The organism is Vibrio lentus, from assembly GCF_002875945.1.
Classification (GTDB): domain Bacteria; phylum Pseudomonadota; class Gammaproteobacteria; order Enterobacterales; family Vibrionaceae; genus Vibrio; species Vibrio apostichopi.
The window spans coordinates 12,553-35,503 of record NZ_MCZK01000158.1 but is presented as its reverse complement, the minus strand read 5'-3'; the positions used below and the strand labels follow the sequence as shown (position 1 = coordinate 35,503).

At 44.5% G+C, this 22,951-nt stretch carries 20 protein-coding genes and 2 pseudogenes; 11 read left to right on the top strand and 11 right to left on the bottom strand.

Going from position 1 to position 22,951, the window contains the following annotated elements; genetic code table 11:
- The first annotated feature begins 63 nt into the window (after nt 1-63).
- Nucleotides 64-723, top strand: coding sequence for a carbonate dehydratase (gene can, locus BCT49_RS19995; RefSeq protein WP_102437692.1), 660 nt, complete (start codon nt 64-66; stop codon nt 721-723).
- A 91-nt stretch (nt 724-814) separates the two neighbouring features.
- On the opposite strand, the gene hpt is transcribed toward can, so the two are convergent.
- Nucleotides 815-1,345: a hypoxanthine phosphoribosyltransferase gene (gene hpt, locus BCT49_RS19990; RefSeq protein ID WP_010435974.1), complete on the bottom strand. Its 531-nt coding sequence runs from the start codon at nt 1,343-1,345 to the stop codon at nt 815-817.
- 337 nt (nt 1,346-1,682) lie between these two features.
- Here hpt and BCT49_RS19985 point away from each other — a divergent pair, with 337 nt between their 5' ends.
- Nucleotides 1,683-2,288, top strand: a complete 606-nt coding sequence (locus BCT49_RS19985) for a LuxR/HapR/OpaR family quorum-sensing transcriptional regulator (RefSeq protein ID WP_048664508.1) — start codon at nt 1,683-1,685, stop codon at nt 2,286-2,288.
- A gap of 240 nt (nt 2,289-2,528) precedes the next feature.
- On the opposite strand, the gene lpdA is transcribed toward BCT49_RS19985, so the two are convergent.
- The 5 genes and pseudogenes from lpdA to ampD all read right to left on the bottom strand — a co-directional run bounded on the left by lpdA (nt 2,529) and on the right by ampD (nt 10,689).
- Entirely contained in the window at nt 2,529-3,956 is a 1,428-nt protein-coding gene (gene lpdA, locus BCT49_RS19980) for a dihydrolipoyl dehydrogenase (RefSeq protein WP_004735450.1), read from the bottom strand.
- Between the two features lie 242 nt (nt 3,957-4,198).
- The gene (gene aceF, locus BCT49_RS19975) at nt 4,199-6,091 is read right to left on the bottom strand and encodes a pyruvate dehydrogenase complex dihydrolipoyllysine-residue acetyltransferase (RefSeq protein ID WP_102437690.1); all 1,893 of its coding nucleotides are present in this window, start codon (nt 6,089-6,091) and stop codon (nt 4,199-4,201) included.
- A 26-nt stretch (nt 6,092-6,117) separates the two neighbouring features.
- Nucleotides 6,118-8,781 (bottom strand): pyruvate dehydrogenase (acetyl-transferring), homodimeric type, encoded by a 2,664-nt coding sequence (aceE, locus tag BCT49_RS19970; protein ID WP_102437688.1) that lies wholly within the window; start codon nt 8,779-8,781, stop codon nt 6,118-6,120.
- A 62-nt stretch (nt 8,782-8,843) separates the two neighbouring features.
- Nucleotides 8,844-9,605 (bottom strand): pyruvate dehydrogenase complex transcriptional repressor PdhR, encoded by a 762-nt coding sequence (gene pdhR, locus BCT49_RS19965; RefSeq protein ID WP_009847596.1) that lies wholly within the window; start codon nt 9,603-9,605, stop codon nt 8,844-8,846.
- Nucleotides 9,606-10,088: 483 nt separating this feature from the next.
- A pseudogene (gene ampD / locus BCT49_RS19955) lies at nt 10,089-10,689 on the bottom strand (1,6-anhydro-N-acetylmuramyl-L-alanine amidase AmpD).
- Nucleotides 10,690-10,772: 83 nt separating this feature from the next.
- Here ampD and nadC point away from each other — a divergent pair.
- The 8 genes and pseudogenes from nadC to yacG all read left to right on the top strand — a co-directional run bounded on the left by nadC (nt 10,773) and on the right by yacG (nt 17,917).
- Nucleotides 10,773-11,663: a carboxylating nicotinate-nucleotide diphosphorylase gene (nadC, locus tag BCT49_RS19945; RefSeq protein ID WP_102437684.1), complete on the top strand. Its 891-nt coding sequence runs from the start codon at nt 10,773-10,775 to the stop codon at nt 11,661-11,663.
- Between the two features lie 255 nt (nt 11,664-11,918).
- Nucleotides 11,919-12,387: pseudogene (locus BCT49_RS19935) on the top strand (pilin).
- On the top strand, nt 12,387-14,072 hold the full coding sequence (gene pilB, locus BCT49_RS19930) for a type IV-A pilus assembly ATPase PilB (RefSeq protein ID WP_102437680.1): 1,686 nt from the start codon (nt 12,387-12,389) through the stop codon (nt 14,070-14,072). Before BCT49_RS19935 ends, pilB begins: the two are co-directional and overlap by 1 nt.
- Before the next feature lie 14 nt (nt 14,073-14,086).
- Nucleotides 14,087-15,316, top strand: coding sequence for a type II secretion system F family protein (locus tag BCT49_RS19925; RefSeq protein WP_102437678.1), 1,230 nt, complete (start codon nt 14,087-14,089; stop codon nt 15,314-15,316).
- Nucleotides 15,317-15,384: 68 nt separating this feature from the next.
- Nucleotides 15,385-16,254 (top strand): prepilin peptidase, encoded by an 870-nt coding sequence (locus BCT49_RS19920; RefSeq protein WP_102437676.1) that lies wholly within the window; start codon nt 15,385-15,387, stop codon nt 16,252-16,254.
- Nucleotides 16,255-16,256: 2 nt separating this feature from the next.
- Nucleotides 16,257-16,871 (top strand): dephospho-CoA kinase, encoded by a 615-nt coding sequence (gene coaE, locus BCT49_RS19915; protein WP_102437674.1) that lies wholly within the window; start codon nt 16,257-16,259, stop codon nt 16,869-16,871.
- Between the two features lie 26 nt (nt 16,872-16,897).
- The gene (gene zapD, locus BCT49_RS19910; protein ID WP_102437672.1) at nt 16,898-17,638 is read left to right on the top strand and encodes a cell division protein ZapD; all 741 of its coding nucleotides are present in this window, start codon (nt 16,898-16,900) and stop codon (nt 17,636-17,638) included.
- 81 nt (nt 17,639-17,719) lie between these two features.
- A complete protein-coding gene (yacG, locus tag BCT49_RS19905) occupies nt 17,720-17,917 on the top strand; it encodes a DNA gyrase inhibitor YacG (RefSeq protein WP_017056605.1) in 198 nt (65 codons plus the stop codon).
- Between the two features lie 358 nt (nt 17,918-18,275).
- On the opposite strand, the gene rplS is transcribed toward yacG, so the two are convergent.
- From rplS to ffh, 5 genes are all read right to left on the bottom strand, one after another.
- On the bottom strand, nt 18,276-18,629 hold the full coding sequence (gene rplS, locus BCT49_RS19900; protein WP_009847607.1) for a 50S ribosomal protein L19: 354 nt from the start codon (nt 18,627-18,629) through the stop codon (nt 18,276-18,278).
- A 59-nt stretch (nt 18,630-18,688) separates the two neighbouring features.
- Nucleotides 18,689-19,429, bottom strand: coding sequence for a tRNA (guanosine(37)-N1)-methyltransferase TrmD (trmD, locus tag BCT49_RS19895; protein WP_065110800.1), 741 nt, complete (start codon nt 19,427-19,429; stop codon nt 18,689-18,691).
- 26 nt (nt 19,430-19,455) lie between these two features.
- Nucleotides 19,456-20,010, bottom strand: coding sequence for a ribosome maturation factor RimM (rimM, locus tag BCT49_RS19890; protein ID WP_009847609.1), 555 nt, complete (start codon nt 20,008-20,010; stop codon nt 19,456-19,458).
- A 26-nt stretch (nt 20,011-20,036) separates the two neighbouring features.
- Nucleotides 20,037-20,285, bottom strand: a complete 249-nt coding sequence (rpsP, locus tag BCT49_RS19885; protein WP_004735508.1) for a 30S ribosomal protein S16 — start codon at nt 20,283-20,285, stop codon at nt 20,037-20,039.
- A gap of 212 nt (nt 20,286-20,497) precedes the next feature.
- Nucleotides 20,498-21,892: a signal recognition particle protein gene (gene ffh, locus BCT49_RS19880; RefSeq protein ID WP_029223244.1), complete on the bottom strand. Its 1,395-nt coding sequence runs from the start codon at nt 21,890-21,892 to the stop codon at nt 20,498-20,500.
- A 200-nt stretch (nt 21,893-22,092) separates the two neighbouring features.
- On the opposite strand from ffh, the gene BCT49_RS19875 reads away from it, so the two are divergent.
- Entirely contained in the window at nt 22,093-22,887 is a 795-nt protein-coding gene (locus tag BCT49_RS19875; RefSeq protein WP_102437805.1) for a cytochrome C assembly family protein, read from the top strand.
- The last annotated feature ends 64 nt before the right edge of the window (nt 22,888-22,951 follow it).

Sequence of the window (22,951 nt, the reverse complement as noted above, 5' to 3'; positions counted from 1 at the left end):
CGAGATTGAATTTGTAACATTGTGTATAGTTATAATTCTTAATTAAGGGACGTAAGACGCAAAATGCCAGAGATTAAACAGCTTTTTGAAAACAACTCTAAATGGTCTGAAGAAATTCGTTCTCAAAGACCAGAGTATTTTACAACGCTTGAAGAGGGTCAAAACCCTGGTTTCCTATGGATCGGCTGCTCTGATAGCCGTGTACCGGCCGAGCGTCTCACTGGTTTGTATTCTGGCGAACTGTTTGTTCATCGAAATGTCGCTAACCAAGTGGTTCATACCGACCTAAACTGCCTGTCTGTTGTACAGTACGCGGTAGATGTGCTCAAAGTTAAACACATTATTGTTTGTGGCCACTACGGTTGTGGTGGTGTTAATGCGGCGATTGATAACCCTAAACTTGGTCTAATCAATAACTGGTTACTTCACATCCGTGATAATTACCTAAAGTACCGAAAGCAAATCGAGGGGCTTCCTCGTGAGCAATGGGGTGACAAGCTGTGCGAAATTAACGTTGCAGAACAAGTCTACAACCTTGGTAATTCAACCATCATGCAAAACGCATGGGAACGTGGACAAGATATTGAAATCCACGGTGTGGTTTATGGTATTGGTAATGGCAAGCTACAAGATCTTGGCGTTCGTTGCTCAAGTAATGACACCTTAGAAAACAGCCATTTAGAGGCGCTTGATAAAATCCTCTCGTCTCCAATTCTTGGTTAAGATTTAAACCTTATCGTTTTAATCACTAGATATAAGAAAGGCTCGCATTGTGCGAGCCTTTTTGTTTTGTCAGTCTTCAACAGAGTAATAATTACTCTTGAGGTACAACTTTACCGATGTACGGTAGGTGACGATATTTCTGTGCGTAGTCGATGCCCACACCAACAACGAATTCGTCAGGAATTTCAAAACCAATCCACTTAGTATCAACAATCACTTCACGGCGAGAAGGCTTGTCTAGCAGCGTACAAATCTCGATAGATTTAGGACCACGCAGGCTTAGAATCTCTTTCACTTTAGTCAGTGTATTACCTGTATCGATAATATCTTCTACAAGTAGAACGTCTTTACCTTGGATGTCGTCATCAAGGTCTTTCAAAATACGCACGTCACGCGAGCTTTCCATACCGTTGCCGTAGCTAGATGCGGTCATGAAATCAACTTGGTGAGTTAAATCGATAGCACGAGCAAGATCCGCCATAAAGACAAAAGATCCACGTAATAAGCCAACTAGAACTAGATCTTCACTACCGTTGTAGTGTTCCGTGATCTGTTTACCTAGTTCATTCACTCGATCCTGAACTTCTTGCTCAGAGATCATGACTTCAACTGTATGCTTCATACTGCTCTCATTTTATTTGGTGAATGCGACAAGTGTAGACAGTTTTGCCATTGATGCCGCTCAATTTTGTGGGTAAGTCTAGCATTGCTCAAATACCCACACCACCTTATGGTTCTAATTTACTCATACATTCTCAACGAAGTGTGCGCTGATGCCTTGTCTAATACTCGCTTCCTTTCACATCAATCCTGATCACGCTTTATGGATCTAGTTTGATGTAACTGCCTATAAAACAAGCTCAAAGGATTGACCATTCGCATATGCACCATTACACTCATCTTGGCTTAAATAATAATAAAATCATTAATATAAAAAATTCGTTGGCAAGGAAAACAAAATGGACTCAATCTCTAAGAGACCTAGAACTAGGCTTTCACCCCTAAAAAGAAAACTGCAATTGATGGAGATCGCTCTTGAAGTGTTCTCTCGTCGTGGCATTGGCCGTGGCGGTCATGCGGACATCGCAGACATTGCTCAAGTATCAGTTGCAACGGTATTTAACTACTTCCCAACCCGTGAAGACTTGGTTGATGAAGTACTTAATCACGTGGTTCGCCAATTCTCTAACTTCCTTTCAGACAATATCGACTTAGATATTCACGCAAAAGAAAACCTACATAATATTGCGACTGAAATGGTGACGTTAGTGGCTCAAGATAGCCATTGGTTGAACGTATGGTTTGAATGGAGTGCTTCGACTCGTGATGAAGTGTGGCCTCTATTCGTAACCACAAACCGCACTAACCAAATGTTAGTACAAAACATGTTTAGCAAAGCGATTGAACGCGGCGAAGTTTGCGACGATCACGACCCTAAGCATCTAGCAAACCTATTCCACGGCATCTGCTACTCGCTGTTCATTCAAGCGAAACGTGTCGAAACGCCAGAAGAGCTTTCAAGCTTAACGGATAGCTACCTAAACATGCTGTGCATTTATAAGTAGATTCGAGATTCGAGATTCGAGATTCGAGATTCGAGATTCGAGATTCGAGATTCGAGTAAATAATTTAAGGGTTGGCCTAATCGGTCAACCCTTTTTTGTCGTGTGTAATCGCTCTTCGCATCCCGAAGCGCAGCGTACTCGCATCTCAGAGTGAAACGTTCCTGCTCCTTACTTCAGATACAAAAAAACCGCTGACTAATCAGCGGCTTTTAGAAACATTAGCGAGTGGCTAAAAAAGAATTACTTCTTCTTTTTCACTGCTTTTTTGTTTGGAAGGTCAGTGATTGAACCTTCGAATACTTCCGCAGCTAGACCAACAGACTCGTGTAGAGTTGGGTGAGCGTGGATAGTAAGAGCGATATCTTCTGCATCACAACCCATTTCGATTGCTAGGCCGATTTCGCCAAGAAGTTCACCACCGTTAGTACCAACAACAGCACCACCGATTACGCGATGAGTATCTTTATCGAAGATCATCTTAGTCATACCGTCTGCACAGTCAGAAGCGATTGCACGACCAGAAGCAGCCCAAGGGAAAGTAGCAACTTCGTAGTTCAGGCCTTCCGCTTTCGCTTCTTTCTCAGTCTTACCTACCCAAGCAACTTCTGGCTCAGTGTACGCAATTGATGGGATTACTTTAGGATCGAAGTAGTGCTTCTTACCAGAGATAACTTCAGCAGCTACGTGACCTTCATGCACACCTTTGTGAGCAAGCATTGGTTGACCAACAACGTCACCGATCGCGTGGATGTGAGGAACGTTAGTACGCATTTGCTTATCAACATTGATGAAACCGCGCTCATCAACTTCGATACCTGCTTTTTCAGCGTCGATAAGTGCACCGTTTGGAACACGACCGATAGCAACAAGAACAGCATCGTAGCGCTCAGCTTCAGCTGGTGCTTTTTTGCCTTCCATTGAAACGTAGATACCGTCTTCTTTCGCTTCAACAGCAGTAACTTTAGTTTCAAGCATTAGCTTGAACTTGTTCTTGATGCGTTTAGTGAAGACTTTAACGATGTCTTTATCCGCAGCTGGGATAACTTGATCGAACATCTCAACAACTTCAACTTTAGAACCTAGAGAGTGGTAAACCGTACCCATCTCAAGACCGATGATACCGCCGCCCATGATAAGCAGTTTTTCTGGTACTTCGTTTAGTTCTAGTGCATCCGTAGAATCCCAAATACGTGGGTCTTCATGTGGGATGAAAGGAAGTTTGATTGGGCGAGAACCCGCTGCAATGATTGCATTATCAAAGTTAATTGTTGTCGTTTCTTCGCCAACAACTTCGATGCTGTTAGGACCAGTAAACTTACCGAAACCGTTAACAACAGTAACGTTACGCATCTTAGCCATACCGCCAAGACCGCCAGTCAGTTGATCAACTACTTTGTCTTTCCAGATACGAACTTTGTTGATGTCCGTTTGTGGCTCGCCGAATACAACGCCGTGCTCTGCCATCGCTTTTGCTTCTTCAATTACTTTAGATACGTGAAGAAGTGCTTTTGATGGAATACAACCAACGTTTAGACATACACCACCAAGAGTGCTGTAACGTTCAACTAGTACTGTTTCTAGACCTAAATCCGCACAACGGAATGCCGCTGAGTAGCCAGCAGGACCTGAACCAAGTACAACAACTTGGGCTTTAATTTCTTTGCTCATTGTGACCTCTTGTAGTCATTATCCCTAACAGGCTGAGTAGATGTTCTTAAAATTATTGGGCTTTCAAACAGGAAACATTTTACAGAGATGTTAACAGTGTGAAAGTAGCTTTAAGTTAGCCTGTGAGCTAGACAACAATTCCCCCGCAGTTTATGAGAAATGCCGGAAACTGTTCTCTAAAAATAGTCTTTATATAAAGAATTAAGGTGACCCGAAAGTCACCTTAATAATTACTTTCTCAATTACAGTACTAGACGACGAATGTCAGATAGTGCGCTGTTTAGGAAAGTAATGAAGCGTGCACCTTCAGCACCATCGATCACGCGGTGATCGTATGATAGAGACAGTGGAAGCTGTAGACGTGGTTGGAACTCTTTACCATTCCAAACTGGCTTAATCTCAGACTTAGATACACCTAGGATACCTACTTCTGGAGCATTTACGATTGGTGTAAATGCAGTACCGCCAATACCACCAAGGCTAGAGATTGTGAAACAACCGCCTTGCATGTCTGCTGCTGTTAGCTTACCAGAGCGTGCTTTCTTAGAAACAACCATTAGCTCTTCAGATAGTTCGTAAATACCTTTCTTGTTCACGTCTTTGAAAACAGGAACAACTAGGCCGTTTGGTGTATCAACTGCGATACCCACGTTTACGTACTTCTTAAGAATGATGCTTTCGCCATCGTCAGATAGAGACGAGTTGAATGCAGGGAATGCTTCTAGCGCTTTAGCAACAGCTTTCATGATGAACACTAGTGGAGTGATCTTCATGCCAGTGTCTTTCTTCGCTTCGATTGCGTTCTGTTCTTTACGGAATGCTTCTAGCTCAGTGATGTCTGCGTTGTCCCACTGTGTAACGTGAGGGATCATTACCCAGTTACGGTGCAGGTTAGCGCCAGAGATCTTCTTAATCTTAGAAAGCTTCTGAACTTCAGTTTCGCCGAACTTGCTGAAGTCAACTTTTGGCCATGGTAGTAGACCAAGAGCAGAACCGTCGCCGCCTTTGCCAGATGCTGCAGCACCAGACTCAAGACGCTTAAGTGCATCTTTAACGTAAGACTGAACGTCTTCTTTAAGGATACGGCTCTTACGACCAGTACCTTTAACCTTAGAAAGGTTAACGCCAAATTCGCGAGCAAGACGACGAACAACTGGAGATGCGTGCGCGTAGTCACCGTTCTCTTGGAAGTCGCCAGCTGCTGGAGCTACTGCTTCTGCTTTAGGTGCAGGTGCTGCTGCCGGAGCTGCTGCTTGTGCTGGAGCTGAAGCCGCTACTGCTACTGGAGCTGCGCCTTCAACAACGAAAGTCATGATTGAAGAGCCTGTTGACACTTTGTCGCCAGCTGCAATCTTGATTTCTTTTACTGTACCAGCGAATGGTGCAGGCACTTCCATTGAAGCTTTGTCGCCTTCAACAGTAATTAGAGATTGCTCTTCTTCTACTGTATCGCCAACCGCTACCATGATTTCAGTAACTTCTACTTCGTCGCCACCGATATCAGGAACGTTCACTTCTTTCTCAGCAGATGCTGCTGGAGCCGCTGCAACTGGTGCCGCTGCTGGAGCAGGAGCTGCTGCAACTGGAGCGCCAGAGCCTGCCACTTCAAATACCATTACTAGAGAACCAGTCGATACTGAGTCACCAGAAGCGATCTTGATTTCTTTAACGATACCTGCGAATGGTGCAGGAACTTCCATTGAAGCCTTGTCACCTTCAACAGTAAGAAGAGATTGCTCTTCTTCTACTGTGTCGCCGATAGCTACCATGATTTCAGTTACTTCAACTTCATCACCGCCGATATCAGGAACGTGAACTTCTTTAAGCTCAGCTGCCGCTGCAGGAGCAGCTGCAACTGGTGCCGCCGCTTCAACTGCTGGCGCAGCCGGTGCTGCTGCTGCACCTTCCGCTTCAAAGATCATGATAAGAGAACCAGTAGAAACAGAATCACCTTCTGAAATCTTGATTTCTTTAACGATACCCGCTTGAGACGCAGGAACTTCCATTGAAGCTTTGTCGCCTTCAACAGTGATCAGTGACTGCTCTTCTTCAACCTTGTCGCCAACGTTTACAAGAATCTCAGTTACTTCAACCTCGTCAGCACCGATGTCTGGTACATTAATTTCGATTGTCATTGTATTTACCTACCTTAATGCCAGTCTTATGCGTATTGCGGGTTAGTTTTTTCAGTGTCGATATCGAACTTAGCAATTGCTTCAACAACTACTGATTTCTCGATGTCACCACGTTTAGCCAGTTCAGTTAGAGCTGCAACTACGATGTAGCCAGCGTTAACTTCGAAGTGACGACGTAGGTTTGCACGGCTGTCAGAACGGCCGAAACCATCTGTACCAAGTACTTTGTAAGACTCAGTTGGCATGTACGCACGTACTTGCTCAGCGTAGTTCTTCATGTAGTCAGTCACTGCGATTGCAGGTTCTTTACCAAGAACAGTCGTGATGTACGGTACTTTCTCTTCAGCTTCTGGGTGAAGCATGTTGTCACGCTCTACCGCTTGGCCGTCACGAGTCAGTTCGTTGAACGACGTTACTGAGAATACGTCAGATGCTACGCCGTACTCTTCGCTTAGAATTTCAGCAGCTTTACGCGCTTCGTTCATGATAGTACCAGAGCTCATTAGTTGAACTTTGCCCTTAGCACCAGCGTGAGATTCAAGCTTGTAGATACCCTTACGAATGCCTTCTTCAGCGCCTTCTGGCATTGCTGGCATTGCGTAGTTCTCGTTCATTACTGTTAGGTAGTAGTAAACGTTCTCTTGATTCTCACCGTACATGCGACGGATACCGTCTTGCATGATAACCGCTAGCTCGTAAGCAAACGTTGGGTCGTAAGAGATACAGTTAGGGATCGTGTTCGCTTGAATGTGCGAGTGACCATCTTCGTGCTGTAGACCTTCACCATTCAGTGTTGTACGACCTGCAGTAGCACCTAGTAGGAAGCCACGAGCTTGCTGGTCGCCTGCTAACCAAGCCATGTCGCCAATACGTTGGAAACCGAACATTGAGTAGTAGATGTAGAACGGGATCATCGGTAGATCGTTTGTGCTGTATGAAGTTGCAGCAGCAACCCATGAAGCCATAGAACCTAGTTCGTTGATACCTTCTTGAAGAACTTGACCAGACGTTGCTTCTTTGTAGTAAGAAACGATGCCTTTATCTTCAGGTGTGTATTCTTGACCGTGTGGGTTGTAGATACCAACCTGACGGAATAGACCTTCCATACCGAATGTACGAGCTTCATCACAGATGATAGGAACGATGTTCTTACCAATGTTCTTATCTTTAAGAAGGATGTTTAGCGTACGTACATAAGCCATAGTTGTAGAGATATCACGCTTCTGTTCACCTAGTAGAGGTGCGAATGCGTCTAGCTCAGGAACCTTGAACTCTTGAGTAAACTTAGGAAGACGAGCAGGCGTGTAACCGTGTAGAGCGTTACGACGAGCATGCATGTATTCGTACTCAGGCGTACCTTCTTCTAACTTCAGGTAAGGAAGCTCTGTGATTTTCTCATCAGAAAGAATGTCTTCTAGGCCTAGGCGATCACGTAGGTGTTGAACATGAGTCATGTCCATTTTCTTAACACCGTGTGCAATGTTCTTACCTTCAGCTGCATCACCCATGCCGTAACCTTTAACAGTTTTAGCTAGGATTACAGTTGGCTTACCGTTTGTCTCTTTTGCATTGTTGAATGCAGCAAACAGTTTAGAAGAATCGTGACCACCACGCTTAAGAGCGAAGATTTCGTCATCAGTCATGTCTGCAACTAGTGCAGCTGTTTCTGGGTACTTACCAAAGAAGTGCTCACGTACGTATGCGCCATCTTTAGATTTGAATGTCTGGTAGTCACCATCGATAGTTTCGTTCATTAGTTGAAGAAGCTTACCAGTCGTGTCTTTAGCCAGTAGTGAATCCCAGTTGCTACCCCAGATAACTTTAACAACATTCCAACCTGCGCCTTTGAATAGGCCTTCAAGTTCTTGAATGATGCTGCCGTTACCCATTACAGGGCCGTCTAGACGCTGTAGGTTACAGTTGATTAGGAAACATAGGTTGTCTAGCTTCTCACGCGCAGCGAAAGAGATAGCACCACGTGATTCTGGCTCATCCATCTCACCGTCACCTAGGAACGCATATACGCGTTGCGCTGAAGTTTCTTTCAGGCCACGGCCGTCAAGGTACTTAAGGAAGCGCGCTTGGTAGATCGCAGAGATAGGACCAAGACCCATAGATACAGTAGGGAACTGCCAGAACTCAGGCATCAGTTTCGGGTGCGGGTAAGAAGGGATACCTTTACCATCAACTTCTTGACGGAAGTTATCTAGCTGTTCTTCAGTTAGACGACCTTCAACGAATGCACGAGAGTAGATACCTGGAGAGATGTGACCTTGGTAATAAACTAGATCGCCACCGTCCGTCTCATTTGGAGCACGGAAGAAGTGGTTGAAACATACTTCGTAGAACGCTGCAGCTGACTGGTAAGAAGCCATGTGACCACCAAGGTCTAGGTCTTTCTTAGAAGCACGCAATACGATCATGATTGCGTTCCAGCGAATAATCGAACGAATACGACGCTCAAGAGTTACGTCACCAGGGTAAGCTGGCTCTTGTGCTGCTGGAATTGTGTTGATGTAGTTCGTGTTGATGCCTGTAGCCATATCAACACCATCTAAACGCGCTTTATCTAGAACTTGTTCTAGTAAAAACTGTGCACGTTCTACACCTTCTTCACGTACTACTGACTCAAGAGCTTCTAACCAATCTTGAGTTTCCAGAGCATCAACGTCATGCTTCATGTCAGACATGGCGATCTATCCTTTTTGTTAGTTGGATTCTACTAAACACGTAAAAAGCCGAAGTATTACGGCTATTTACCCTGTTGGATTCGACGTAAAGAACGTTCGCGGCGCGATTCTTCTTTGGTCAAATCCATCAATGTTTCTTCGATGTAAGCTAAATGAGAGTGTGACATTTCACGAGCCTGTTCTGGCTGTCCTGAAACGATCGCATCCACAATGTTAGCTCGATGTATACTCACTTTCTCCACAACGTCTTTACGACGATGCAACAGCTTTAAATTTTCTAAGACGTTTTGCTCGAGTAACGGAGCCAAGCTACGAACAATGTGCAATAACACCACATTGTGCGCTGCCTCTGTTAAAGCAATAAGAAAAGCCATCACAGCTGCAGATTCGGCTTCAATATCACCCTTATCTTGCGCACCGCGAATTTTTTCTTGGCATGCTTGAATTCGAGCAAAGTCTTCATCAGTGCCACGTAATGCCGCGAAGTAAGCCGAAATCCCTTCCATCGCATGACGCGATTCCAACAAGTCTAGTTGGGTTTCAGAATGGGAGGACAACAAATTAAGCAAAGGATCTGAAAAGCTTTTCCAGATATTTTCGCTAACAAACGTACCTCCACCTTGACGGCGAGTAAGCAAGCGTTTTGCTTCTAAACGTTGTATCGCTTCTCGGATTGAAGGACGAGACACATCGAACTGTTTCGCCAGTTCGCGCTCAGGCGGCAGCTGCTGCCCTGGAGCCAGTGTTCCTTCCACTATCAACCTTTCTAACTCTTGTTCGATAACGTCCGAGAGTTTTGGCTGACGAATCCGTTGATAAGCCATAGTTTGTTATTCTTCTTTTTCTTCGCTGACAATTGGTATTACCAATTTTAAGTTGGGCAGAAATTAACATAATTAAAACGCCACTGTCCAGCCTAAAGTTGACCTGAATCATAGAACGCAATGTGAATTAACCGTGATTTAACAAATGAAATTTAAAACAGCAACCAAATTGGTCTTACCATTTACAGGGGTAATACTTTTGGGGAGGTTTCGTGCTAGAAAGTTTCAGGATAAAAATGAATTGTTTCAGAAAGATTAGCGTCACTTGATTAAAAATCGAACCAAGCGCACATTTAAGGTGGAAATTCTGTTCATAAGTTTTAATAAATGAGTGTTTGATAAGCTCGTCACACTCTCGATTTATTGACGCTCACCGTCCTACCACTTCCTTTACAAAAGCACAACAAAAATTCACAAACAATTATGCTCATCGTTGATTATCTAGAGCCCTTCAATGAGCAGGGTCTTGTTGTGAATTCGGATTTAGAAGCTCAGTTGACCTTGATATTTCTTCCAATCAAAAACCAAACCGGGGTCCGTTTTTCGTAGCGGGGCGATGTATTGGTGGCCAGTGATACGCTGACGAGTAATCTGCGGGAAGTTCGACACCAATGTCTCCGTTAATTGTGCCAAAGATTGGTATTGCTGCTCGGTATAAGCAACAAAGTCACTGCCTTCCAATTCAATACCAATAGAGTAATCATTACACCTTTCGCGGCCAGCGAAGCTCGATTGGCCCGCATGCCAAGCTCGGTCTAAGAAAGAAACGAACTGCACCACTTCCCCATCACGACGAATCAAGCAATGCGCCGAGACGCCCATTTGGTGAATCACCTTAAAAAACGGATGTTCGACAGGGTCGAGTTTTCCCGTAAAAAACTGTTCGATGTAAGGCCCACCAAATTGACCCGGTGGCAAACTTATGTTGTGAACCACCAGCAAAGAGATATCGTCACCCTTTGGCCTTGCATCAAAATAAGGGGAAGGAACATGCCGAGCGTTGTCATACCATCCGTTGGAGCTGATCGTCATCTTGGTCTCACTTTCTTTTCTGCTAGCACAATAAGATTGTGACCTTGCCCATAGAGCAGTCGCGCTAGCCTCTTTAATTTGAAGTTAAGCAAGAGTATCATTCCATTCCCACTCCCTTTCAAGATTAGATTTGCGATGAAAAACACACATAACAGCCACCAACGCCTTGATTACTTAAAAGAGCAACTGCCGCTAGAGATCACTCGCTCAGTAGCTGAGACCATCAAAGAAGATCTAGGCGGAACGTTAGATCCAGCGGCTGATATCACGGCAAGTCTAATCCCAGCAGACGCAATCAACAGCGCAACCATCATTACACGTGAGCACGGTGTGTTCTGTGGTAAAGCTTGGGCTGACGAAGTGTTTAAGCAATTGGGCGGTGAAGTGACTATCGAGTGGAACGTAGAAGATGGCGATAAAGTTGAACCAAACCAAACGCTTTGCTCGTTAACAGGCCCAGCACGCGCACTATTAACTGGTGAGCGTAATGCCATGAACTTCATTCAAACGCTATCGGGTTGTGCGACTACAACGGCAATCTACGCTGACAAAATCAAGCATACAGAATGCCGCCTGTTGGATACTCGTAAAACGATTCCAGGCCTACGTAGCGCACTAAAATACGCTGTGGCTTGTGGTGGCGGTTTCAACCACCGTATCGGTGTTTTCGATGCCTACCTAATCAAAGAAAACCACATCATCGCATGTGGCGGTATCGAGAAAGCTATCTCGACGGCAAAAGAGCTCAACCCAGGTAAACCTGTTGAAGTAGAAACAGAAAGCCTAGCAGAGCTAGAGCAAGCGATCAGCGCAGGTGCAGACATCATCATGCTAGACAACTTCACCACAGACATGATGCGTGAAGCCGTTAAAATCAACGCAGGTCGTGCAGCATTAGAGAACTCAGGTAACATCACTCTAGATACTATCGCAGAGTTCGCTGAAACGGGTGTTGATTACATCTCTGTTGGTGCATTAACTAAGCACTTAAAAGCGATGGATTTATCAATGAGATTCAAAGCTTAATTTATTGAAATATAAATAACTTATTCATAAAGGCACGGTTAACTACCGTGCCTTTTTTATTGCCTAAATTATCAGTATTTCAATCACTAATTTAAGTTGATCGCATAATTTTGCGCGCTATATGAAACACCACACTAATAAATACTAAACCACTCGCGACCACACCTGAATACCATTCCACTTCCCCATCCCGACTTCTATTCTCTCTACCAACCAGCGCTTACGCTGAAACAAACTAAACAATGGAATTAGATAATGAAGAACAAAAGAACGAAGCAAAAAGGCTTTACGCTGATTGAATTGATGATTGTGGTGGCGATCATTGGTATTTTGTCCGCATTTGCTGTACCGGCTTATCAAGACTACACAAAAAAAAGCGACTCTAGCTGAATTCCCAAAAGCAGCTGCTGCTTTAAAAATGGCGGTTGAACTATGTGCACATGAAAGTGCTTCGGATGGTGATACATTTAAAACAAACTGTATAAGTACTACCGACAATATTCCCGCAGCATTTGACCTTAACGGTATGAACATATTAGCTATTGGAGGTACCAACTCAGGAGCTGTAGATGTAAGAGTCAAAGCAACTGCAATCAAAGGGCCTATTGCTGCAAATGAAACTTACGTGATGACAGCAACGTACACCACAAATGGTATCACGTGGGAGACTAAGTGTTATACAGATGCAGCTTTGAACAATCAACAAGAGACCTACTGCCCATAATGCTAACCAACCTCCCAACCGTTCTGCGTCAGGCTGATTTACTTAGCCTGACTCAGGAACAAGCTGTTGCGGAGCATGTGCAAGCTTCAGGTGTTTCTACGCCTGAAGCTTTGCTCGTTCTAGACATCTTCACAAGCGAGAGTCTCGCACATAACATTCAGGCCATCTTCGGTTTACCGCTGGTACAGCTAGCCAACACTGACTATGAAGTATTGTGTGAACAGTTAGGGCTTCGTGAGCTGATCACCAAGTATCGCGCCATTCCAATTTCAGTTTCTAGCTCAACTCTTACACTTGCCTCAGCTGATCCGACCGACTTACAAGCAGAAGATGATTTCCGCTTTGCGACGGGATTACAGATTGAATTAGTTGTCGCCAACTACTCCGAACTAGAAGGCGCAATTCGCAAGCTGTATGGACGCTCTATTTCTGGGCAAGACTCCAAGCGCAAAGAGATCACCCAAGATGAACTCGCCAATCTGGTTGAAGTCTCTGACGATGAGATGACTTCAATTGAAGACCTCAGCCAAGACGACTCCCCTGTTAGTCGTTTTATTAATCAGATACTGGTTGATGCGGTGCGTAAAGGTGCATCGGATATCCATTTTGAACCTTATGAAGAACGCTTCCGAGTTCGCCTGCGTTGTGATGGGATCCTTGTTGAAATACAACAACCCGCCTCCCATTTAAGTCGCCGTTTATCTGCTCGCTTAAAGATCCTCGCTAAGCTTGATATTGCCGAACGTCGCTTGCCTCAAGATGGTCGTATTAAGTTGCGTTTGAACGACGAACTCGCGATTGATATGCGTGTGTCAACGCTGCCAACATTATGGGGAGAAAAGATCGTACTGCGTCTTTTAGATAGCAGCGCGGCCAATCTAGATATCGATAAGTTGGGTTACAGCGAAGGTCAAAAAGCACTATACCTCAATGCATTGAAACGCCCACAAGGTATGATCTTGATGACCGGACCAACCGGCAGTGGTAAAACCGTTTCTCTCTATACTGGCCTTCGAGTGCTTAACACCACCGAGCGCAACATCTCAACTGCTGAAGATCCGGTCGAGATCAATTTATGTGGTATCAATCAAGTTCAAGTCGCACCCAAAATCGGCTTTGGGTTCGCTGAAGCACTGAGATCGTTTTTACGACAAGATCCTGATGTGGTGATGGTTGGTGAGATCCGCGATTTAGAAACCGCAGAGATCGCGATAAAAGCATCGCAAACCGGACACCTAGTTCTTTCGACACTGCATACCAACTCCGCTGCAGAAACCGTGACTCGACTCGCTCACATGGGCATTGAACCCTTTAATCTTGCTTCATCACTAAGCCTGATTATCGCCCAACGACTGGCAAGACGATTGTGTAACCACTGTAAAGCCGCTGACGACTCTCCGGACATATTCCTGCGTCACTCTATCCCTAACAGCCAAACGATTTACAAAGCCGACCCTCAGGGGTGTAATGAGTGTAACCAGGGATATTCTGGGCGAGTGGGGATCTATGAAGTTATGCCGTTTAGCGACCAACTGAAAAGCAGCCTGATCGACAAACCGAACGCGTTAGCCATTGAAAACTTGGCGCGCCGAGAAGGCATGCGAACACTACAAGAGTCAGGGCTAGATAAATTGCTGGAAGGCACCACCAGCTATCAAGAACTACAACGTGTTCTGTACCTATAATTCACGGAGCGAGAATGAGTAGTAAAACCAAACAATCACAACTAAAAAACTACCATTGGAAGGGAATAAACAGCTCCGGAAAGAAAGTATCAGGGCAAACCTTAGCATTGACGGAATTAGAGGTACGAGAAAAGCTCAAAGACCAGCATATCCAAATAAAGAAAATCAAAAAGAAAAGCATCTCAGCACTGACTCGTTTAACACACCGAGTTAAGGCCAAAGACATCACAGTACTGACTCGACAGCTCTCGACCATGTTAGCAACGGGTGTTCCTATCGTGCAGGCCATCAAGCTAGTCTCAGACAACCATCGCAAAGCTGAAATGAAGTCTATCTTGTCGCATATCTGTAAAGGCGTGGAAGCAGGCACTCCGATTTCAAAAGCCATGCGCACCGCAAGCCGTCACTTTGATGATCTGTATACCGACTTAGTTGCAACAGGAGAACTCTCAGGAAACCTAGCGCAAGTCTTTGAACGTTTAGCGACATACCGTGAAAAAAGTGAGCAACTAAAATCTAAGGTTATAAAGGCTCTCATCTACCCAGCAATGGTTGTAGCGGTCGCCCTTACCGTTTCCTATTTAATGCTGACCACGGTCATACCTGAATTTGAATCGATGTTTTCTGGTTTCGGAGCAGACTTACCTTGGTTCACTCAGCAAGTGCTTTATCTTTCTCACTGGATGCAGGCCTACAGTTTCTATACTGCTATTGGTATTGGTTTATTAATTCTGTCCGTTCAGCAACTGCGTCAGCGATCTTACTCGATTCGACTTTCAACCAGTCGTCTTGGTTTACGCTTTCCTATCTTAGGTGCTGTCATCACTAAGGCATCAATTGCCAAGTTCAGTCGGACGCTATCAACCAGTTTTAGTTCCGGGATTCCCATCTTAACAAGCCTGAAAACAACGGCTAAAACGGCGGGTAATCTGCATTATGAAGCGGCAATCATCGAGGTTCACCGTGAGACTGCCGCAGGCATGCCGATGTACATTGCAATGCGCAATACCAACGCCTTCCCAGAGATGGTTTTGCAGATGGTGATGATAGGAGAAGAGTCGGGAAACCTTGATGATATGCTCAATAAAGTCGCTTCCATTTACGAGTTTGAAGTAGACAACACCGTCGATAATCTAGGTAAAATTCTCGAACCGCTGATTATTGTGTTTTTAGGTACGGTTGTTGGTGGACTTGTTGTCGCGATGTACTTACCGATCTTTAATCTTATGAGTGTGTTAGGATAGCCAAAAGCAACTAAACACCCATGAGTAGCCGATCTCTACTCATATAGATCAAGTGGTAAAAGGACACTATGGAAGTATTTCACTACTATCCTTGGCTATTCCCCGTATTAGCTTTCATTTTTAGCCTTCTTATCGGCAGCTTTCTCAACGTCGTCATACACCGTTTACCGATTATGATGGAACGAGAATGGCAACAAGAGTGCTCGGAGTATTTCTCTCAATACAAAATTCCAGCGCCAGAGGGGAAGTTTAATCTCAGCATTCCTCGTTCTACCTGCCCAAAATGCAAAACCCAATTAAGGGTAATCGACAATATTCCTGTATTAAGCTGGTTGTTCTTAAAAGGCAAATGCCATAGCTGTGATAATCCAATCAGTGCTCGCTACCCTTTGGTCGAACTGCTTACCGCAATCCTTTGTACTGTAGTCGCTAACCATTTTGGTTTCAGTTACTACGCTATCGCCCTGATTTTTTTCACGTTTGCCTTGATTACCGCAACCTTTATCGATCTCGATACCATGCTGCTGCCTGATCAAATCACCTTACCTTTAGTTTGGTCTGGTATTGCTCTCGCTCTGTTTAATATCAGCCCAATATCGCTTCAAGATTCAGTGATTGGTGCAATGGCAGGCTACCTAGCGCTTTGGTCGGTTTATTGGCTGTTCAAGCTACTGACAGGCAAAGAAGGCATAGGTTACGGTGACTTCAAACTTCTGGCTGCGCTTGGCGCATGGCTTGGCTGGCAGCACCTACCAATGATCATTCTTTTGTCGTCGCTGGTCGGTTTGGTTTTCGGCTTGATTCAACTTCGCTTGAAACAACAAGGCATAGATAAAGCCTTCCCATTTGGTCCTTACCTCGCGATTGCTGGTTGGGTAAACCTATTATGGGGCAATGACATCATGGGTTGGTATTTCACTTCTGTGCTAGGGATTTAATCATGGCAATCATTATCGGATTAAGTGGTGGTATCGCCAGTGGCAAAACCACGGTAGCCAACCTATTCAATCAGCATTTCAATATTGATATTGTCGATGCTGATATCGTGGCACGCGAAGTAGTGGCATTGGGCAGCGAAGGCCTAAAACAGATCGCCGCTCATTTTGGTGAAAACATATTGCTTGAAGATGGCATGCTAAACCGAGCTAAACTGCGCGAAGTGATCTTCACTGATCCCACCGAAAAACAATGGCTCAATGATCTTCTTCATCCAATGATCCGCGACAAAATTGACAGTGACCTGTCTAAAGTCACATCCCCTTATGCTTTATTAGTCGCACCACTATTGGTTGAAAACCAAATGCAAGGCATGGCCGATCGCGTTTTAATCGTTGATGTGCCTACAGAAGTGCAAATAGAACGAACAATGAGTCGTGACAATGTTTCTAAGGAACAGGTTGCCGCAATTTTAAAATCACAAGCTTCAAGAGAACAGCGCTTAGCGGTTGCAGATGACGTGATTAAAAACCATACTAAAAACCAAGAACTTTTGCCTCAAATCACAGATTTACATCAAAAGTATCTGGCAATCAGTACAGTAGATGGGTCAGAATAGAACTATGTTGAATGAAGGTTTGCTTGATGATCACCCATAAATTTGAACATCCTCTAAATGAGAAAACAAGAATCTACTTAAGAGTTGAATCACTCTTGAGGCAGCTCCACCTGTCTTCTACATTTTCGGATGCTCAACAGTATCAACTCTTTTTCCGTTCAATCTTTGATCTGATTGAAATATTCGAACAGATCCAACTTAAGAGTGAACTGGCGAAAGACATTGAGAAACAACGTGTAACCTACAAGAGTTGGTTAGATGTTGAAGGTGTCGATCAAGAGATGCTAACGTCGTTACTTAATGATATTGGCAACATCTATCGCGAACTGATGCAGGCCGAGCGTTTTGGGCAATCCCTAAAAGAAGACCGCTTCCTGAGTGCGATACGCCAACGCTTTAATTTACCCGGTGGTTCGTGCTGCTTTGATTTACCCGCACTGCATTATTGGCTGCACCTGCCTCTCGATAAAAAAATGAGAGATGCCAAAGCATGGATGGACAGCCTACAACCGCTATATGAAGCGCTGACACTGTGGTTAAAGCTCACCAGAGAGACTGGTCACTTTAAAGAGCAAATCGCTCGTGCAGGCTTCTTTCAGAGCGATGCTGATGAAGCGAATATCCTTCGCCTTTCTATTCCAATGCAATACGGCGCCTACCCGATGATCTCGGGTCATAAAAACCGTTTTGCCGTTAAGTTCATGAGTTTTGAAACAGGCCAAGCCTGTACTCAAGATATCGAATTTAAACTGGCTATCTGCACCTAATTAATTTCCTTTTATAGTTTGGCTTGAGTCCTCACTCGAGCCTAAACTCTTTCTTACAATACCCTCTAATTAAGAATCAATATGTCGAAAAAAATCACCATCGTAAAATGCCCTCAATGTAATACCGACGTTGAATGGGGCGAGCAAAGCCCACATCGCCCGTTTTGCAGCAAGCAATGTCAGATGATTGATTTCGGTGAATGGGCAGATGAAGAGAACAGCATCGCTGGCGCACCAGACATGTCAGATAGCGATGGTTGGTCGGAAGACCCGCATTAAGCGAGTAACGAGTAACGAGTAACGAGTAACGAGTAACGAGTAACGAGTAACGAGTAACGAGTAACGAGTAACGAGTAAATTTTGAAGGGTTGACGTTTTACGTCAATCCTTTTTTATTGCCGCTAAATGGTATAAATAGAGATTCCCTACTCCTTCCTTCGTCAGTCTAGGGAATGACAGCACTGGTTGATTCAAAACTCCCTCAGCGATTCGACAGCCTATCAAGGCTTGTCATTCGTCCCCCCCCAAGAGCGAGAAACGAGCGAGTTGGGGACCTCTTATCTGCGAAACTCTAAATAGCAGGTACAAAAAAGCGGAGCCAAATGGCTCCGCTTTTATCGATAGAATGCAAAAAGAATTACTTCTTAGTAAGCTTCTCTTTAATACGAGCTGACTTACCAGAACGCTCACGTAGGTAGTACAACTTGGCACGACGTACTGCACCACGGCGTTTAACTTCGATGCTATCAACCATTGGAGAGTGAGTTTGGAACGCACGCTCTACACCTTCACCGTTCGAAATCTTACGAACTGTGAATGCAGAGTGAAGACCACGGTTACGAATAGCGATTACAACGCCTTCGAAAGCCTGTAGACGCTCACGGTCACCTTCTTTTACCTTAACCTTAACTACAACAGTGTCACCTGGTGCGAATTTAGGAAGGTCTGATTTTAGTTGCTCTTCTTCAAGAGCCTTGATGATGTTGCTCATTTGTATAAATTCCTAGAATAAACTGATACTAAATTTAATAGGTTACTGCTTGCTTTTCGTTAAGAGCGTTGCTCTTTAATGAATTCAGCCAGTAATTGTTCCTGTTCGTCAGTCAGAGCTAGGTTTTCCAGGAGTTCTGGTCTTCTTAGCCAAGTTCGGCCCAACGATTGTTTCAATCGCCAGCGACGAATGTCCTTATGGTTTCCAGACTTGAGTACCGAGGGCACATCTTTATCGTCTAGCACCTCAGGGCGCGTATAATGGGGACAATCTAGCAAACCATTTGCAAAAGAATCTTCTTCTGCTGAAGCGAAATCTCCAAGTACACCCGGAACAAACCGAGAGACTGAATCAATCAACGTCATGGCTGGCAGTTCACCACCCGTCATCACAAAATCTCCAATCGACCATTCTTCGTCGACTTCAGATTGAATGATGCGCTCATCTACCCCTTCATAGCGACCACAAATAAGAAGCAAGTTCTCGTTCGTTGCCAGCTCTTCAACACCTTGTTGGTCGAGTTTACGACCTTGAGGTGAAAGGTAGATAACCTTCGTCTTTCCCGGTGCTGCCTGTTTGGCTGTTTGGATAGCGTCGCGCAAAGGCTGAACCATCATTAACATGCCAGGACCACCACCGTAAGGTCTGTCATCAACAGTGCGATGTTTATCATGAGTGAAATCACGAGGATTCCATGTCTCAATAGATAAAAGACCTTTTTTAACCGCTTGACCTGTTACTCCGAAATCAGTAACAGAACGGAACATTTCAGGAAACAGGCTAATTACGCCAACCCACATGTGTTCTCTCGCTCTGTAATTTGGAGTTAGAATCCAGGATCCCAGTCAACTTCGATCCGGCGAGCTTCGCGATCAACTTTCTTGATCACTTGCTCTTCAAGGTACGGAATTAACCGTTCCTTTTGGCCAAAAGCATCTTTAAGATTTGCTTTGATTACTAGAACATCGTTCGAGCCAGTTTCTAATAGGTCAGTGACCTCACCAAGGTTGTAACCTTTAGTGGTAAAAACTTGCATACCGAACAATTCGCGCCAGTAGAATTCATCTTCTGACAATTCAGGTAATGAAGCAGGGTCAATAGCAATTTCAAAGTTGGTCATCAGTTGCGCGTCTTCACGTACATCTAATCCCGCTAGCTTACATACATAGCCTTGGCCATGACGTTTCCAGCTTTCAACTTTATACTCAACCCACTCGCCCTTTAGCTTTAAATACCAAGGACTGTAATCAAATATGCTTTCAGCATTGTCTGTGTAGGAGAACACTTTAAGCCAGCCACGAATACCATAGGTAGACCCAAGTTTACCCATAACAATTCTTTCGTTTTGCTCGCTCATCGTTTCTTTACCCTTCATCGACATAAGCTATTTCTCTTTTTAAAAAAGAATTAAGCCGCTTTTTGAGCGTCTTTAACTAGCTTAGCTACGCGGTCAGATAGAGATGCGCCTTGACCAACCCAGTGGTTAACACGATCTAGGTCTAGACGTAGACCTTCTTCTTGACCTTGAGCAGTAGGGTTAAAGAAACCTACTTTCTCGATGAAACGGCCAGTTACAGAGTTACGGCTATCCGCAACTACGATTTGATAAAATGGGCGCTTCTTTGCACCGTGACGTGCCAAACGAATGGTTACCATGTCGTCCTCTTTGCTTTCTTAATAAAATAATTAACCCCAAGTATAAGTAAATAGCTTGGGGTCTCGTGCCAAATTAAAGCCCCGGAATTTTACTCTTATTCCGGTGCAATGCAAGGGCTTTAGCTATTTTTTCACCAACATAGCCACCGTACACTTTCTGTGACACGGCTAACACTATGAAAAGTAACGTAGCTAAAGCTTACATTTGTAGATTATCGGCCAAACGGGTTAAAACCACCACCCATTCCGCCCATACCTCCACCGCCGCCCATCATGCCTTGCATGTTGCGCATCATGCCTTTCATTCCACCCTTCTGCATTTTCTTCATCATCTTCTGCATTTGAGTGAACTGTTTCAGCATACGGTTTACATCTTGTACTTGAGTACCAGAACCTGCAGCAATACGCTTCTTGCGTGAGCCTTTGATTAGGTCAGGACGCTGGCGCTCTTTCATTGTCATAGAGTTGATGATCGCTTCCATTTGCTTAAACATCTTGTCATCAACTTTGTCTTTTACGTTGTCCGGTAACTGAGACATGCCTGGAAGCTTATCCATCATGCCCATCATGCCGCCCATGTTCTGCATTTGTCCTAGCTGTTCACGGAAGTCTTCAAGGTCAAAACCTTTCTTCTCTTTGAACTTCTTAGCCAGTTTCTCTGCTTTCTCGGTATCAACGTTTTTCTGTAGGTCTTCAATAAGAGACAGTACGTCGCCCATACCAAGGATACGAGAAGCAACACGATCTGGGTGGAACGGTTCTAGTGCGTCAGTTTTTTCACCGACACCCAAGAATTTAATTGGTTTACCCGTGATATGACGAACAGACAGTGCAGCACCACCACGCGCATCACCATCCACTTTCGTTAAGATAACACCGGTAAGTGGTAGCGTATCGCCAAAGGCTTTTGCAGTATTAGCAGCATCTTGACCTGTCATTGCATCAACAACGAACAGTGTCTCTACTGGGTTAATTGCAGTATGAAGCTCTTTGATCTCGCCCATCATCTCTTCATCGATAGCCAAACGACCAGCAGTATCGACAATTAGAACGTCGTAGAATTTCTTCTTCGCGTGGTCGATTGCAGCGTTTGCAATATCAAGAGGCTTTTGGTCAGCTGAAGATGGGAAGAAGTCGACACCAACATCGCTTGCTAAGGTTTCAAGCTGTTTGATCGCCGCTGGACGGTAAACGTCGGCAGACACAACCAAAACTTTCTTCTTGTCACGCTCAGTCAGGAGCTTAGATAGTTTACCTACCGATGTGGTTTTACCCGCACCTTGTAGACCCGCCATTAAGATAACTGCTGGCGGTTGTGCTGCTAGGTCAAGAGCCTCGTTGGACTCGCCCATCACAGCTTCAAGTTCAGCTTGAACGATCTTAATGAATTCTTGGCCAGGTGTTAGAGATTTAGATACCTCAACACCCACAGCGCCTTCTTTTACGCGCTTAACAAAATCACGGACAACTGGCAGTGCAACGTCGGCTTCAAGTAGCGCCATACGTACTTCACGCAGCGTCTCTTTAATATTGTCTTCGGTCAGACGACCTTTACCGCTGATATTCTTCAGCGTTTTGGATAGACGATCCGTTAAATTATCAAACATAGTTTTCTCTTCGCTCAATCCTGCGACTATTACTGTGAGTATACATTAGCGTGGATTAGAGTCATACCCGTTGTAGAGCGTTAATCATCCACGCTTGTGATGTGAGACATTGTTCCCTTGGAATTGAGTGAGGTTCACCATAGCCCCAAAGAGCGATGCAAGGTATAATTCGTCAATTAGTAATCATTTAAATGGATACCATGGACAGTCTTATTGCGATCGCAGCAGCCTTTCTTTATACAATAGCGATTTCCACGATCATTCCAGGTCTCGTGCACCAAACAGGAATCCGTGTAAAAACGGTGTTTATCAGCGCATTACTTGCTTTAGCTTTCCATGCTTGGTTGCTTGGCGATTTAATCTTTAATGCCAGTGGCCAAAACCTCAGTATCTTGAACGTTGCTTCATTGATCAGTTTAATCATCTCTTTGGTGATGAGCGGTGCTATGCTCAAAACCCGATTGTGGTTCATCTTGCCCGTCGTTTATAGCTTCGCTGCGCTTAATTTGATGGCTGCCACTTTTCTTCCGAGCACCTTCATCAAACATCTAGAGAATGACCCAAAACTGCTTGTGCACATCTCTTTGGCGCTCTTCTCATACGCGACACTGACTATCGGCGCGCTATATGCTCTGCAACTCGCGTGGCTCGATCACAAACTTAAAAAGAAAAAAGCGTTAGTAATAAACCCTAACCTACCTCCATTAATGATGGTGGAAAGACAACTTTTCAAGATCATTCTTATCGGTAATGGTTTATTAACTGGTACCTTGCTGACTGGCCTTATCTTCGTACAAGATATGTTTGCTCAAGGAAAGGCGCACAAAGCCGTGTTGTCTTTTATTGCTTGGGTTATCTACTCCATCCTTCTTTGGGGTCATTATCAAAAAGGTTGGCGTGGACAGAAAGTCACTTGGTTCGCCCTTGCTGGCGCCAGCATGCTCACATTAGCCTACTTCGGTAGCCGCTTCGTTCAGGAAATCATCCTGAATTAGTCTGTAAAATAAAGGCAAGGTCTCACACACCTTGCCTTTAAAATATTGAGTCCGTTAGATTCAA

Coding starts and splice junctions, on each gene's coding strand:
- zapD (WP_102437672.1), top strand. CDS start 16,898: ATGATCACCCATAAATTTGAACATCCTCTAAATGAGAAAACAAGAATC.
- BCT49_RS19925 (WP_102437678.1), top strand. CDS start 14,087: ATGAGTAGTAAAACCAAACAATCACAACTAAAAAACTACCATTGGAAG.
- pdhR (WP_009847596.1), bottom strand. CDS start 9,605: ATGGCTTATCAACGGATTCGTCAGCCAAAACTCTCGGACGTTATCGAA.
- lpdA (WP_004735450.1), bottom strand. CDS start 3,956: ATGAGCAAAGAAATTAAAGCCCAAGTTGTTGTACTTGGTTCAGGTCCT.
- can (WP_102437692.1), top strand. CDS start 64: ATGCCAGAGATTAAACAGCTTTTTGAAAACAACTCTAAATGGTCTGAA.
- coaE (WP_102437674.1), top strand. CDS start 16,257: ATGGCAATCATTATCGGATTAAGTGGTGGTATCGCCAGTGGCAAAACC.
- ffh (WP_029223244.1), bottom strand. CDS start 21,892: ATGTTTGATAATTTAACGGATCGTCTATCCAAAACGCTGAAGAATATC.
- trmD (WP_065110800.1), bottom strand. CDS start 19,429: ATGTGGGTTGGCGTAATTAGCCTGTTTCCTGAAATGTTCCGTTCTGTT.
- rpsP (WP_004735508.1), bottom strand. CDS start 20,285: ATGGTAACCATTCGTTTGGCACGTCACGGTGCAAAGAAGCGCCCATTT.
- aceF (WP_102437690.1), bottom strand. CDS start 6,091: ATGACAATCGAAATTAATGTACCAGACATCGGTGCTGACGAGGTTGAA.
- yacG (WP_017056605.1), top strand. CDS start 17,720: ATGTCGAAAAAAATCACCATCGTAAAATGCCCTCAATGTAATACCGAC.
- rimM (WP_009847609.1), bottom strand. CDS start 20,010: ATGTCGATGAAGGGTAAAGAAACGATGAGCGAGCAAAACGAAAGAATT.
- BCT49_RS19985 (WP_048664508.1), top strand. CDS start 1,683: ATGGACTCAATCTCTAAGAGACCTAGAACTAGGCTTTCACCCCTAAAA.
- rplS (WP_009847607.1), bottom strand. CDS start 18,629: ATGAGCAACATCATCAAGGCTCTTGAAGAAGAGCAACTAAAATCAGAC.
- pilB (WP_102437680.1), top strand. CDS start 12,387: ATGCTAACCAACCTCCCAACCGTTCTGCGTCAGGCTGATTTACTTAGC.
- BCT49_RS19920 (WP_102437676.1), top strand. CDS start 15,385: ATGGAAGTATTTCACTACTATCCTTGGCTATTCCCCGTATTAGCTTTC.
- hpt (WP_010435974.1), bottom strand. CDS start 1,345: ATGAAGCATACAGTTGAAGTCATGATCTCTGAGCAAGAAGTTCAGGAT.
- nadC (WP_102437684.1), top strand. CDS start 10,773: ATGAAAAACACACATAACAGCCACCAACGCCTTGATTACTTAAAAGAG.
- BCT49_RS19875 (WP_102437805.1), top strand. CDS start 22,093: ATGGACAGTCTTATTGCGATCGCAGCAGCCTTTCTTTATACAATAGCG.
- aceE (WP_102437688.1), bottom strand. CDS start 8,781: ATGTCTGACATGAAGCATGACGTTGATGCTCTGGAAACTCAAGATTGG.